This is a genomic window from Pseudomonas wayambapalatensis, assembly GCF_049942315.1.
Lineage (GTDB): Bacteria > Pseudomonadota > Gammaproteobacteria > Pseudomonadales > Pseudomonadaceae > Aquipseudomonas > Aquipseudomonas wayambapalatensis.
On the sequence record NZ_JBNFMU010000230.1, the window covers coordinates 15,004 to 27,905 of the forward strand.

Below are 12,902 nucleotides of genomic sequence, written 5' to 3' on the forward strand. Positions count from 1 at the left end.
GCCGGGCCCGGCACGTCTCAGTCAAAACTGGGAATAATATTGGCCTTGTCGATCCAGTCGATCGGCAGCAGGAATTCGTTGGAGTCCACCTGGACCACCACATCCTGATCCTCCACACCGCGGAGAAGGCCCTGGAAGTTACGACGCCCCTCGAAGGGCGTACGCAGCTTGATCTTCACTTGTTCGCCGGCATGCGAAGCAAACTGTTCCAGAGTGAACAGCGGGCGATCCATGCCTGGAGAGGACACCTCGAGGGTGTATTCACTGCTGATCGGATCTTCCACATCAAGAATCGCACTGGCCTGACGGCTGACCGCTTCGCAGTCGTCCACCAGGATCCCGTCTTCCTTGTCGATGTAGATGCGCAGTACCGAATGCTTACCCTGGGAAACGTATTCGATCCCCCAGCACTGATAGCCCAGACCCTCGACAACCGGGGCCAACAAGGCCTGCAACTGTTCTAGCTTGCTCGACACCTGAACCCCCTCGTGCATGCTGTGCAAATAAAAAATGGGCGAAGCGCCCATCCCTGAAAGCGCCGTTGAACAACGACGCGAAGAACTGTTCAGCTAGCAAAAAGCCCCTGAAAAGGGGCTCCGCTGAAGCTGGTTGCGGGGGCTGGATTTGAACCAACGACCTTCGGGTTATGAGCCCGACGAGCTACCAAGCTGCTCCACCCCGCGACAAAGCTGGGGCGAAAGTATAAGACCGAACCCTCTGCAGGGTCAATCCGACCTCCACCTGCAAGAAAGCCCGCTAAAGCGGGCTCTCATGCTTCAATTGGTACCGAGAAGGGGACTCGAACCCCTACACCCTATGGGCACAACCACCTCAAGGTTGCGTGTCTACCAATTCCACCACCTCGGCAATACTACATCTTGAAACCCGTTACTTCTGCTCTTCGGTAGGAGGAGGAACATCACCTTTTGGGGCGGCTTCACTCTTCTGTTCCTGGAGCACCGGTACATCATCATTTACTGCCGGCTTTTGCTCTTTGACTTCCAGCACCGCTGGATCTGGCAAACCGGCTTGAGTCAGCTGGTGTGCCTGCTGCTTGGCGAAGTATCCTAACCCAAGTGCAGTCAAAAAGAAAGTGGCAGCAAGTATAGCAGTAAATTTACTCAGGAAGGTAGCAGAACCTTGGCTTCCGAACACAGTATTTGAAGCACCTGCGCCGAAAGATGCACCTGCTTCCGCACCTTTACCCTGTTGCATCAGAACCAGCGCTACCAGCGCCAGCGCAGCCAACAGATGAAAAACAACTACGACTGTTTCCAGCATATGTTCAGTTTCCTGCGGCGCGACAAATTGCACCGAATTCGTCTGCGTTCAGGGATGCTCCACCAATGAGCCCCCCATCAATATCCGGCATGCCGAACAGTTCGGCCGCATTGGCCGCCTTCACGCTACCGCCGTAGAGAAGTTGCACATTCGCTGCAACTTCGGCGTCCTGCGCCGCCAGCTGAGCACGGATGGCAGCATGCACATCCTGAGCTTGCTGAGGCGAGGCCGTCAAACCAGTACCAATGGCCCATACAGGCTCATAGGCAATTACTGCATTGGCAAAAGCACTGATACCGAATGCATCGATAACACTGCTTAGTTGACGCCCTACAACTTCGAGCGTCTTGCCAGCCTCGCGCTCCTCGAGGGTTTCCCCTACGCAAAGCACCGGCTTCAAACCACTTGCCTGTGCAGCTGCAAACTTGCGATTCAGCACTTCGTCCGACTCACCAATGATCTGGCGGCGTTCCGAGTGACCAATCAAGACCAACTTGCAACCGACGTCGGCCAACTGACTGGGTGCAACTTCACCCGTCAGCGCACCCTGATCGGGCTGTACTGCAGAATTCTGTGCTCCAACGATGATTCCTTTGTTCTTCAGCGCATCAACAACTTGATTGATGAACAGCGACGGTGGAAACACCGCAACTTCGACACTACTCGGAAGAGCCAGATTACTCAGGCTCAGGCTCAGCTCAGCGACGCTGGCGCGGGTACCGTGCATCTTCCAGTTACCAGCTACCATGGGGCGACGCATGCTCTACCTCGTCGGTCAAAGTGGGCGCAGATCTTACCCAACCAGAATCACGCTGGCAAGCATCTTTCAGGCACAAACTTCTGCAACGACCTTGGCCAAGGCTTCGGCGTGGCTGCGCACCTGATTTTCGTCGTCACCCTCGACCATCACCCGCAGCAGCGGTTCGGTCCCGGACTTGCGCAGCAACACACGACCACGACCTGCCATTGCCTCGGTCACCTTGGCACTGGCTTCCTGCACGGCTGGGTTTTCCAGCGGATCGGCGCTGCCGGCGGCATACCGGACATTGATCAGTACCTGCGGGCATTTGCGAATTGCCTGACGGGCCTGGGCAAGATTTTCGCCACGACGTTTGAGCGCCATCAGCACCTGCAGCGCCGCAATGATCGCGTCGCCTGTGGTGGTGTGGTTGCAGCACACCACATGGCCGGAGTTCTCGCCACCAAGCTGCCATTCGCGCTCAAGCAGCTCGGCCATGACATAGCGATCACCGACCTTGGCGCGTGCGAACGGAATATCGAGGTCCTTCAACGCCAGCTCCAGACCCAGGTTACTCATGAGCGTGCCAACCACCCCACCCTGCAGCTTGCCACGCTCCTGCAGGTCACGGGCAATGATGAACAGCAGTTCGTCACCGTCGACGATGGCCCCGGTGTGATCGACCATCAGCACCCGATCGCCATCGCCATCGAAGGCGATACCCAGATCGGCATGCCCCACCAGCACGGCCGCCTGCAGCGACTCGATATGCGTAGAACCACAGCCCTCGTTGATGTTCAAACCGTCAGGCTGGGCGTGCAGCACGGTGACATCGGCGCCCAGCTCGCGGAACACGCTGGGAGCGACCTTGTAGGTGGCGCCATGTGCGCAATCGACGACCAGCTTGAGGCCTGCAAAATCAGTGCTGCTGGGCACGCTGCTCTTGCAGAACTCGATGTAACGGCCCGCGGCGTCATTGATTCGAGAAACCTTGCCCAACTTGCTCGACTCAACCACGCTCATCTGTTGATCGAGCAGTTCCTCGATCATCAACTCGACCTCGTCTGGCAGCTTGGTACCGTTACCCGAGAAGAACTTGATGCCATTGTCATCATGCGGATTGTGCGAAGCACTGATGACGATACCCGCTTCGGCATGGAAGGTGCGGGTCAGGTAGGCGATGGCCGGGGTCGGCATGGGCCCGAGAAGCATCACGTCGGCACCGGCGGCCGAGAGGCCGGCCTCCAACGCAGACTCGAACATGTAGCCGGAGATACGGGTATCCTTGCCCACCAGAACGCGGCAGTTGCCCTGCTTGCGGAAGGCCATGCCTGCCGCCCAGCCGAGTTTCAGCATGAAGTCGGGAGTGATCGGATATTCGCCAACGCGACCACGGATACCATCGGTACCAAAGTATTTTCTGCTCATAGAAACTCCAAACGTTCTTATTCGGCGCTCTGTACCGCAGCGATCATGCGCACCACGTCGACAGTCTCGGCCACATCATGCACGCGCAGAATGCTCGTTCCCATGGTCATGGCCAATGCCGCGAGCGCGAGACTGCCGTACAGCCGCTCTCCGACCGGACGATCCAGCGCCTGGCCGATCATGCTCTTGCGCGAGACGCCCACCAGCAGCGGCCGCCCCAGGCGATAGAGTACTTCCATATGCTTGAACAGGCTCAGGTTGTGCGCCAGGTTCTTGGCGAACCCGAAGCCCGGATCAAGAATGATTCGTTCTGCGCCGATGCCAGCTGCCGCGCAGGCAGCCATGCGCCGCTCCAGATAGCTAGCCACCTCCTCGGTGACATCGTCATATCGTGGATTGTCCTGCATGTTACCCGGCTCACCACGCATGTGCATCAGGCATACCGGCAGACCGGTGTCCGCTGCAGCGTCCAGCGCGCCATCGCGTTCCAGGGCGCGCACATCGTTGATCAGCCCGGCACCGAGCCGAGCCGTCTCGCGCATCACCGCAGGCGTAGAGGTATCGACAGAGATGATGACATCGAGGCGACTGCTGATCGCCTCGACGATCGGCGCGACGCGCTCCAGCTCCTCGACGGGCGACACTGCGCGAGCACCGGGGCGGGTGGACTCGCCACCAACGTCGATAAGCGTGGCACCCGCCGCGACCATGGCCTCGGCATGGCGCAGGGCCTCGTCACGGCGATTGAAGCGACCGCCGTCGGAGAATGAGTCAGGGGTGACATTGAGAATACCCATGACATGGGTACGGGACAAATCAAGAACCCGGTTGCCGCAAGGCAACCGGGTCGGGTACTGCTGAGAGGCCATATGAACCCTTAGTGTTGAGCCGCCGGACCACCGATCGGCGACTCGGGGCGATCGCCCTGGGAGGCCTGGTTGCCGGAGGTGCCGGCATCGTTGTCCCAGTCGCGCGGCTCGCGCGGCGTGCGGCCCGCCATGATGTCGTCGATCTGGTCGGCATCGATGGTTTCGTACTTCATCAGGGCCTCGGCCATCGCGTCAAGCTTGTCGCGGTTGTCGGTGAGAATCTGCTTGGCAGTGGCATAGCACTGATCAATGATGCTGCGCACTTCGGAATCGATCAGCTTGGCAGTCTCACCGGAGACGCTGGCGTGCTGGCTGCCAGCACTGCGACCGAGGAACACCTCGCCCTCTTCTTCGGCGTACATCAACGGACCGAGCTTCTCGGACAGGCCCCACTTGGTGACCATGTTCCGTGCGATCTGGCTGGCACGCATGATGTCATTGGACGCACCCGTGGTGACGCCGTCGAAGCCCAGGGTCATCTCCTCGGCGATACGGCCGCCGTACAGCGAGCAGATCTGGCTGATCAGCGCGCGCTTGGAGAGGCTGTAACGGTCTTCCTCGGGCAGGAACATGGTCACACCCAACGCACGACCGCGCGGAATGATCGAAACCTTGTACACCGGGTCGTGCTCAGGCACGACACGACCAACGATAGCGTGACCCGCTTCGTGGTAGGCCGTGTTCTGCTTCTCTTTCTCGGACATGACCATGGTCTTGCGCTCGGCGCCCATCATGATCTTGTCCTTGGCCAGTTCGAACTCCTTCATCTCGACCAGGCGCTTGCTGGCACGAGCAGCGAACAGCGACGCCTCGTTGACCAGGTTGGCAAGGTCGGCACCGGAGAAGCCTGGGGTACCACGGGCAATGACGGCGGCATTGACGTTCTCGCCGACCGGCACCTTGCGCATGTGCACCTTGAGGATCTGCTCACGACCACGGATATCCGGCAGGCCGACCACCACCTGGCGGTCGAAGCGACCGGGACGCAGCAGCGCCGGGTCGAGCACGTCAGGTCGGTTGGTGGCAGCGATGACGATGATGCCATCGTTCATCTCGAAGCCATCCATCTCGACCAGCAACTGGTTCAGGGTCTGCTCGCGTTCGTCGTGACCACCACCCATGCCGGCGCCACGGTGGCGACCGACGGCGTCGATCTCATCGATGAAGATGATGCACGGCGCGTGTTTCTTCGCCTGCTCGAACATGTCACGGACACGGCTGGCACCGACCCCGACGAACATTTCGACGAAATCGGAACCGGAAATGGTGAAGAACGGCACTTTCGCTTCACCGGCGATGGCCTTGGCCAGCAAGGTCTTACCGGTACCGGGCGGGCCAACCATCAGCACGCCACGCGGGATACGACCACCCAGGCGCTGGAACTTGCCCGGGTCACGCAGGAATTCGACCAGTTCGCCGACTTCTTCCTTGGCTTCATCGCAACCGGCGACATCGGCCAGTGTGGTTTTCACCTGGTCTTCGGAGAGCAGGCGCGCCTTGCTCTTGCCGAAGCTCATCGGCCCGCCCTTGCCACCTGCACCGCCTTGCATCTGGCGCATGAAGAACATGAACACGGCGATGATCACGAGGATGGGGAAGCTAGCAACGAGCAACTGGGTCCAGATGCTCTGCTGTTCGGGTTGCTTGCCTTCGATCACGACGTGATTGTCGACCAGATCACCGATCAGGCCGTTATCGGCGATGGCCGGACGAACGGTCTTGAAGTTGTCGCCATCGGTACGCTTGCCGGTGATGACGGCGCCGTCGACGGTCACGCGCTCGACCTTACCGTCCTTGACCTGCTGGATGAAGTCGGAATAGTTGAGGGTCTGCGGCTCGTTAGGGCTGGAGAAGTTGTTCATCACCGTCACGAGGACAGCCGCGATGATCAACCACAGGATCAGATTCTTTGCCATGTCGTTCAATTAGCTACCCTCTGAGGTCGGCGCACGACGCAGCCGTGCCTCGCATGATATTCACCGCCCTAACTTACTACATTACCTGCGCATCCGCAGGCACCGTCTGTAACCCTTTGTGAAACCTAGACTACACGAAGTTCGGACGATCCAGAGGCCGCGGCCGATTGGAAATAACTATCGGCACCCCGCCCTTCCACAGTCACTCGCCCTTGTACCCCCTGGCCAGCAAGTACTGTTCACGGGAGCGATCCCGAGAGGACGACGGCTTGCGCATCTGCACCTTGTCGAACTTGCTGCGCACATCCTTGAGGTACACATCGAAGCCTTCTCCCTGGAAAATCTTGATCAGGAAGTCGCCGCCGGGCTTGAGCACACGGGTTGCCAGGTCCAGGGCGAGCTCGCAGAGGAACATGGCGCGCGGCATGTCCACAGCGGGCGTACCACTCATATTGGGGGCCATATCGGAAATCACAAGGTCCACATGTGAATCGCCGACCGCCTGGAGAATCTGCTCGAGCACCGAGTCCTGGGTGAAATCGCCCTGGATGAAGGTCACGTCAGGGATCGAGTCCATTTCCAGGATATCGGAGGCAATCAGACGCCCTTGCCCACCAATCAGACGACTGGTCACCTGCGACCAGCCGCCCGGTGCTGCGCCAAGGTCGATCACGCTCATGCCGGGGCGGATGAGGCGGTCCTTTTCCTGGATCTCCAGCAGTTTGTAGCTCGCACGCGAGCGGTAGCCATCCTTCTGCGCCTGCTTGACGAAAGGATCGTTGAAATGCTCTCTCAGCCAGTTATGGCTGCTTTTGGAACGCTGCGCCACGGGGCACCTCGATGATTAGCGTCGTGATTGACTGGGCGGAGCCAGTGGCCCTCGGGTAAAATGGCCACCAATTTTACAGAATCAGACGAAAAGGGTCAGATTATGCCGCTCAATAACGAGCAGAAGAAACAGTACAAGTCTATTGGTCACGACCTGAAACCGGTCCTGATCGTTGCCGGTAACGGCCTGAATGAAGGCGTGATCGCCGAACTGGAGCGTGCGCTGGCCGATCACGAGCTGATCAAGGTCGAAATTCGCTCGGACGATCGTGAAGAGCGCGCCACCGCTATCGCTGAACTGTGCAAGGCGGGCCGTGCCGAGCTGGTACAGACCATTGGCAAGAAGGCACTGATCTATCGCAAGAACCCACAGCCGAACAAGCAGCTGTCCAACATCCACCGCTACAAGTAAGGGTGGCGCCGGTCAGTGGCGCGCCTTGCGCACCCTGACCGGGACCGGCTGGGCCACCAGCACGATGCCGGAAAAGCCCAGCACCAGGAAACAGAACATCTGCCAGCGCTCCCCTACGGAAATCCCGTAGCGCAGCGTGTAGTAGCCGACACAGGCACCAAAGCCGAGCAACAGCATCTGGCCGCGGAACTGCCGCCACCAGGCCGCCAGGCCATCCACCCTCGCCAGCACTGCCAACTGGGTCAACAGCCCGAGCAGCGCCACGCCGATCAACCAGCGATCGATCTGCCCGGCGATGTCCTGCACCAATAATGGCGCAAGGCCGCTGACCTTCAGCGCCGGCACCAGCCCCACATGAAACACCCACAGGCCACCGACCCAGAATACCTGGGCCAGTTGCCAGAGGATGCCCTCGAGGGACGGCGCGCGCTGGCGCCGATCAGATGTGCTTGACTTCGACAATCTCGTACTCGACGGTGCCGCTCGGCGTCTTGACCACGACCGTATCACCCTCCTCCTTGCCAATGATGGCACGGGCGATAGGCGCGCTCGCCGAGAGCTTGCCTTTCTTGATGTCCGCTTCGTCCTCGCCAACGATCTGGTAGGTGACCTGATCGCCGGTCTCGGTGTTTTCTAGGTCTACGGTAGTCCCGAAGATCACCTTGCCGGTGTGGGCGATGGTGGTGACGTCGATCACCACCGAGTTCTGCAGACGACCTTCGATATCACGGATACGCGCCTCGACCATGCCCTGCTCTTCACGAGCAGCATGGTATTCGGCGTTTTCCTTGAGATCGCCAAGCTCACGGGCCTCGCCGATCGCCTGGCTCAGACGTGGACGCTCGGTCTTGCTCAGGAACAAATGCTCTTCTTCCAGGGCGCGAGCGCCCTGGACGGTCATCGGGTACTTGGTAATGCTCATGCTTTCAGTCCTGCATGCAGATCCTGCAGGCGACGAACGGTCTTTTCGGGACCGAATTTCAGCGCCTCGCAGATGGCTTCACCTGCCGCAATGGTGGTCGTGCAGTAGATCTTGTGCTGCAGCGCATTGCGACGAATCGAGTAGGAGTCGGCGATAGACTGGCGGCCTTCGGTGGTGTTGATGATCAGCGACACTTCGTCGTTCTTGATCATGTCGACCACGTGCGGACGACCCTCGGTCACCTTGTTCACACGGCGCACTTTCAGACCCGCCGCTTCGATAACCTTGGCGGTGCCTGCAGTAGCAACCACTTCGAAGCCCAGGGCAATCAGGTCACGGGCAACGCCAGCCACTTGTGGCTTGTCGTCGTCACGCACGCTGATGAACGCGGTACCGCCGGTCGGCAGCACTTCGCTGGCGCCCATCTGGGCCTTGGCGAAGGCTTCACCGAAGCTGTCGCCGACACCCATGACTTCACCGGTGGATTTCATCTCAGGGCCGAGGATCGGGTCAACCCCCGGGAACTTGGCGAACGGGAAGACGGCTTCCTTGACGCTGTAGAAGTTCGGGATGATTTCCTGAGTGAAGCCCAGCTCTTTGAGGGTTTTGCCGGCCATGACGCGAGCCGCGATCATCGCCAGCGAGGTGCCGATGCACTTGGACACGAACGGTACGGTACGCGAGGCGCGCGGGTTGACTTCGATCACGTAGATCTTGTCGCCCTGCAGGGCCAGCTGCACGTTCATCAGGCCGACGACGCCCAGCTCCAGGGCCATTTTCTTGACCTGTTCGCGGACTTCGTCCTGCACTTGCTGGCTCAGCGAGTAAGGTGGCAGCGAACACGCCGAGTCACCGGAGTGAACACCAGCCTGCTCGATGTGCTGCATGATCGCACCGATCACCACGTCGGTGCCGTCGCAGACCGCATCCACGTCCATCTCGATGGCGCAGTTGAGGAAGTGGTCGAGCAGGACCGGGCTGTCATTGGACACCTGGACCGCTTCGCGCAGGTAGCGCTTGAGTTCGTCCAGCTCATAGACGATCTCCATGGCACGACCGCCCAGTACGTACGACGGGCGCACGACCAGCGGGTAGCCGATACCGCCAGCAGCGTTGATGGCCTCTTCTTCGCTACGCACAGTGGCGTTTGGCGGCTGCAGCAGGTTCAGGCGCTGCACCATCTGCTGGAAGCGCTCGCGGTCTTCGGCGCGGTCGATGGCGTCCGGGCTGGTACCGATGATCGGCACCCCGGCTTCTTCCAGGGCACGGGCCAGCTTCAGCGGGGTCTGGCCGCCGTAGTGGACGATCACGCCCTTCGGCTTCTCGACGCGGCAGACTTCCAGCACATCTTCCAGGGTCAGCGGCTCGAAGTACAGGCGGTCGGAGGTGTCGTAGTCGGTGGAGACGGTTTCCGGGTTGCAGTTGACCATGATGGTCTCGTAACCGTCTTCACGCAGCGCCAGGGCGGCGTGTACGCAGCAGTAGTCGAACTCGATGCCTTGGCCGATACGGTTCGGGCCACCACCCAGGATCATGATCTTGTCGCGGGTCGACGGGTTGGCCTCGCACTCTTCTTCATACGTCGAGTACAGGTAGGCGGTGTCGGTGGCGAACTCGGCCGCGCAGGTGTCGACGCGCTTGTAGACCGGGAACACTTCCAGCTTGTGGCGGTGACGACGCAGGTTCTTGTCGGTGATGCCGAGCAGCTTGGCCAGGCGCTGGTCCGAGAAGCCCTTGCGCTTGAGGCGCAGCATGTAGTCCTTGTCGATGGCCGACAGGGCCAGGGTTTTGACCTTCTCTTCTTCCTTGATCAGATCTTCCATCTGCACCAGGAACCACAGGTCGATACCGGTCAGCTCGAAGATTGCTTCGATGGTCATGCCCGAGCGGATGGCGTCAGCCACGTACCAGATGCGCTCGGCGCCCGGCACGGTCAGCTCGCGCTTGAGGATGCTGGAAGCATCGGCGCTGGCCAGGTCGACTTTCGGGTCCAGGCCACAGGCGCCGACTTCCAGGCCACGCAGGGCTTTCTGCAAGGACTCCTGGAAGGTACGGCCAATGGCCATGACTTCACCGACCGACTTCATCTGAGTGGTCAGGCGGGCATCGGCTTTCGGGAATTTCTCGAAGGCGAAGCGTGGCAGCTTGGTCACGACGTAGTCGATGGACGGCTCGAAGGACGCCGGGGTGCGACCGCCGGTGATGTCGTTCTGCAGCTCGTCGAGGGTGTAGCCGATAGCCAGTTTGGCGGCGATCTTGGCGATCGGGAAGCCAGTGGCTTTCGAGGCCAGGGCCGACGAACGAGAAACCCGCGGGTTCATCTCGATCACGACCATGCGGCCGGTGTTAGGGCAGATACCGAACTGCACGTTGGAACCGCCGGTTTCGACACCGATCTCACGCAGCACCGCCAGCGAGGCGTTGCGCATGATCTGGTATTCCTTGTCGGTCAGGGTCTGTGCAGGAGCAACGGTGATGGAGTCACCGGTGTGCACGCCCATCGGGTCGAAGTTCTCGATGGAGCAGACGATGATGCAGTTGTCCTTCTTGTCACGGACCACCTCCATCTCGTATTCCTTCCAGCCGATCAGCGACTCGTCGATCAGCAGTTCCTTGGTCGGCGACAGGTCCAGGCCACGGGTGCAGATTTCTTCGAATTCTTCACGGTTGTAGGCGATGCCGCCACCGGTGCCGCCCATGGTGAACGAAGGACGGATGATGCATGGGAAGCCCAGCTTCTCGAGAACCGCGTAGGCCTCTTCCATGCTGTGGGCGATACCGGAGCGCGGGCACTCAAGGCCGATGTCCTTCATCGCCTTGTCGAAACGCGAACGGTCCTCGGCCTTGTCGATGGTGTCGGCGTTGGCACCGATCATCTCTACGCCGAACTTCTCCAGAACGCCGTGGCGCTCCAGGTCCAGGGCGCAGTTCAGTGCAGTCTGGCCGCCCATGGTCGGCAGCACCGCGTCAGGACGCTCTTTTTCGATGATCTTGGCCACCGATTGCCACTTGATCGGCTCGATGTAGGTGGCGTCGGCCATGGCCGGGTCGGTCATGATGGTGGCCGGGTTGGAGTTCACCAGGATGACGCGGAAACCTTCCTCGCGCAGGGCCTTGCAGGCCTGGGCGCCGGAATAGTCGAATTCGCAGGCCTGGCCGATCACGATCGGGCCAGCGCCGAGAATCAGGATGCTTTTGATGTCTGTACGTTTTGGCATGGTTGTCACTCAAATCCGCGGGTCAGTCGGCAAGCCGTCTTGAACAATCTGGGTCAGGCGCTTCCGGACGCGGCGCATGCCGGTCCGGGGCCTTGATGCAGGATGCTCAGCGGCGCTTGGCCATGGCATCGATGAAACGATCGAACAGTGGCGCGACGTCGGTCGGGCCTGGGCTCGCTTCAGGGTGGCCCTGGAAGCTGAACGCGCTCTTGTCGGTACGCTCGATACCCTGCAGGGTGCCGTCGAACAGCGACTTGTGGATGGCACGCACGTTGCCCGGCAGGGTGGCTTCGTCGACGGCGAAACCGTGGTTCTGGCTGGTGATCATGACCACACCGGTATCCAGGTCCTGGACCGGGTGGTTGGCACCGTGGTGGCCGTGGCCCATCTTGACGGTCTTGGCACCGGAGGCCAGGGCCAGCAACTGGTGGCCGAGGCAGATGCCGAAGACTGGAATCTCGGTCTCGAGGACATCCTTGATCGCCTGGATCGCGTAGTCGCACGGCTCAGGATCGCCTGGGCCGTTGGACAGGAACACGCCGTCCGGATTCAGCGCCAGCACTTCGCTCGCCGGGGTCTGGGCAGGCACCACGGTCACACGACAGCCACGAGCGACCAGCATGCGCAGGATGTTCAGCTTGACGCCATAGTCGTAGGCGACGACGTGGTACGGCAGGTCGGCGGCCTCGATGGTCGGGTGGCTGTCGGTTTTCAGCTCCCACACGCTGGAACGCCACTCGTAGCGCTCCTTGGTGGAGACGACCTTGGCCAGGTCCATGCCCTTGAGGCCCGGGAAGGCACGGGCAGCGGCGATGGCCTGCTCTTCGGTGATGTTGTCACCGGCCAGGATGCAGCCGTTCTGGGCGCCTTTCTCACGCAGGATACGGGTCAGGCGACGGGTGTCGATGCCAGCGATGGCAACGACGTTGTTGGCCTTGAGGTAGTCCGGCAGCGATTGGGTGTTGCGCCAGTTGCTGGCCAGCAGCGGCAGGTCACGGATGACCAGGCCTGCGGACCATACACGGTTCGATTCGGCGTCTTCCGGCGTAGTGCCGGTGTTGCCGATGTGCGGGTAGGTCAGGGTGACGATCTGCTGCGAATAGGAAGGGTCTGTAAGGATTTCCTGGTAGCCGGTCATAGCGGTGTTGAACACCACCTCACCAACGGTTTGTCCGTCGGCCCCAATGGCCTCACCGCGAAAAATGCTGCCATCAGCAAGGGCGAGTATGGCTGGCTTTGTCAAGAAGACCTCCCGTAAATGACGCATGAAGGGGCGATCGCAGGTTGCA

At 60.5% G+C, this 12,902-nt stretch carries 12 protein-coding genes and 2 tRNA genes; 1 reads left to right on the top strand and 13 read right to left on the bottom strand.

Annotation, left to right across the window (positions count from 1 at the left end; all coding sequences use genetic code 11):
- Positions 1–17 precede the first annotated feature (17 nt).
- From rimP to rlmE, 9 genes are all read right to left on the bottom strand, one after another.
- Complete coding sequence (gene rimP / locus ACPZMI_RS22435; protein ID WP_426353107.1) at positions 18–476, bottom strand: ribosome maturation factor RimP; 459 nt, start codon at positions 474–476, stop codon at positions 18–20.
- A gap of 130 nt (positions 477–606) precedes the next feature.
- Positions 607–683 (bottom strand) — tRNA-Met (locus ACPZMI_RS22440).
- A 98-nt stretch (positions 684–781) separates the two neighbouring features.
- A tRNA-Leu gene (locus ACPZMI_RS22445) sits at positions 782–867 on the bottom strand.
- Positions 868–888: 21 nt separating this feature from the next.
- The gene (gene secG, locus ACPZMI_RS22450) at positions 889–1,281 is read right to left on the bottom strand and encodes a preprotein translocase subunit SecG (RefSeq protein WP_054892613.1); all 393 of its coding nucleotides are present in this window, start codon (positions 1,279–1,281) and stop codon (positions 889–891) included.
- Positions 1,282–1,285: 4 nt separating this feature from the next.
- A complete protein-coding gene (tpiA, locus tag ACPZMI_RS22455) occupies positions 1,286–2,041 on the bottom strand; it encodes a triose-phosphate isomerase (RefSeq protein WP_426353108.1) in 756 nt (251 codons plus the stop codon).
- 66 nt (positions 2,042–2,107) lie between these two features.
- Positions 2,108–3,448 (bottom strand): phosphoglucosamine mutase, encoded by a 1,341-nt coding sequence (glmM, locus tag ACPZMI_RS22460; protein ID WP_186711621.1) that lies wholly within the window; start codon positions 3,446–3,448, stop codon positions 2,108–2,110.
- A 17-nt stretch (positions 3,449–3,465) separates the two neighbouring features.
- Positions 3,466–4,317, bottom strand: coding sequence for a dihydropteroate synthase (folP, locus tag ACPZMI_RS22465; RefSeq protein WP_426353109.1), 852 nt, complete (start codon positions 4,315–4,317; stop codon positions 3,466–3,468).
- A gap of 8 nt (positions 4,318–4,325) precedes the next feature.
- The gene (ftsH, locus tag ACPZMI_RS22470; RefSeq protein WP_186669402.1) at positions 4,326–6,233 is read right to left on the bottom strand and encodes an ATP-dependent zinc metalloprotease FtsH; all 1,908 of its coding nucleotides are present in this window, start codon (positions 6,231–6,233) and stop codon (positions 4,326–4,328) included.
- A gap of 202 nt (positions 6,234–6,435) precedes the next feature.
- Positions 6,436–7,062: a 23S rRNA (uridine(2552)-2'-O)-methyltransferase RlmE gene (rlmE, locus tag ACPZMI_RS22475; protein ID WP_054892618.1), complete on the bottom strand. Its 627-nt coding sequence runs from the start codon at positions 7,060–7,062 to the stop codon at positions 6,436–6,438.
- Positions 7,063–7,164: 102 nt separating this feature from the next.
- On the opposite strand from rlmE, the gene yhbY reads away from it, so the two are divergent.
- The gene (gene yhbY / locus ACPZMI_RS22480; RefSeq protein ID WP_426353110.1) at positions 7,165–7,473 is read left to right on the top strand and encodes a ribosome assembly RNA-binding protein YhbY; all 309 of its coding nucleotides are present in this window, start codon (positions 7,165–7,167) and stop codon (positions 7,471–7,473) included.
- A gap of 12 nt (positions 7,474–7,485) precedes the next feature.
- On the opposite strand, the gene ACPZMI_RS22485 is transcribed toward yhbY, so the two are convergent.
- From ACPZMI_RS22485 to carA, 4 genes are all read right to left on the bottom strand, one after another.
- Positions 7,486–7,935 (bottom strand): MFS transporter, encoded by a 450-nt coding sequence (locus ACPZMI_RS22485; protein ID WP_081255198.1) that lies wholly within the window; start codon positions 7,933–7,935, stop codon positions 7,486–7,488.
- The gene (gene greA / locus ACPZMI_RS22490) at positions 7,913–8,395 is read right to left on the bottom strand and encodes a transcription elongation factor GreA (protein WP_081255197.1); all 483 of its coding nucleotides are present in this window, start codon (positions 8,393–8,395) and stop codon (positions 7,913–7,915) included. The genes ACPZMI_RS22485 and greA overlap by 23 nt, the downstream gene beginning before the upstream one ends.
- Positions 8,392–11,613 (bottom strand): carbamoyl-phosphate synthase large subunit, encoded by a 3,222-nt coding sequence (carB, locus tag ACPZMI_RS22495; protein WP_125930812.1) that lies wholly within the window; start codon positions 11,611–11,613, stop codon positions 8,392–8,394. Before carB ends, greA begins: the two co-directional genes overlap by 4 nt.
- Positions 11,614–11,719: 106 nt before the next feature.
- A complete protein-coding gene (gene carA, locus ACPZMI_RS22500; RefSeq protein WP_186669398.1) occupies positions 11,720–12,856 on the bottom strand; it encodes a glutamine-hydrolyzing carbamoyl-phosphate synthase small subunit in 1,137 nt (378 codons plus the stop codon).
- Positions 12,857–12,902: the final 46 nt, after the last annotated feature.

What these genes read in the sequence shown, in the direction of transcription:
- secG (WP_054892613.1), bottom strand. Translation starts at nt 1,281, where the DNA reads ATGCTGGAAACAGTCGTAGTTGTTTTTCATCTGTTGGCTGCGCTGGCG.
- tpiA (WP_426353108.1), bottom strand. Translation starts at nt 2,041, where the DNA reads ATGCGTCGCCCCATGGTAGCTGGTAACTGGAAGATGCACGGTACCCGC.
- glmM (WP_186711621.1), bottom strand. Translation starts at nt 3,448, where the DNA reads ATGAGCAGAAAATACTTTGGTACCGATGGTATCCGTGGTCGCGTTGGC.
- folP (WP_426353109.1), bottom strand. Translation starts at nt 4,317, where the DNA reads ATGGCCTCTCAGCAGTACCCGACCCGGTTGCCTTGCGGCAACCGGGTT.
- ftsH (WP_186669402.1), bottom strand. Translation starts at nt 6,233, where the DNA reads ATGGCAAAGAATCTGATCCTGTGGTTGATCATCGCGGCTGTCCTCGTG.
- yhbY (WP_426353110.1), top strand. Translation starts at nt 7,165, where the DNA reads ATGCCGCTCAATAACGAGCAGAAGAAACAGTACAAGTCTATTGGTCAC.
- greA (WP_081255197.1), bottom strand. Translation starts at nt 8,395, where the DNA reads ATGAGCATTACCAAGTACCCGATGACCGTCCAGGGCGCTCGCGCCCTG.
- carB (WP_125930812.1), bottom strand. Translation starts at nt 11,613, where the DNA reads ATGCCAAAACGTACAGACATCAAAAGCATCCTGATTCTCGGCGCTGGC.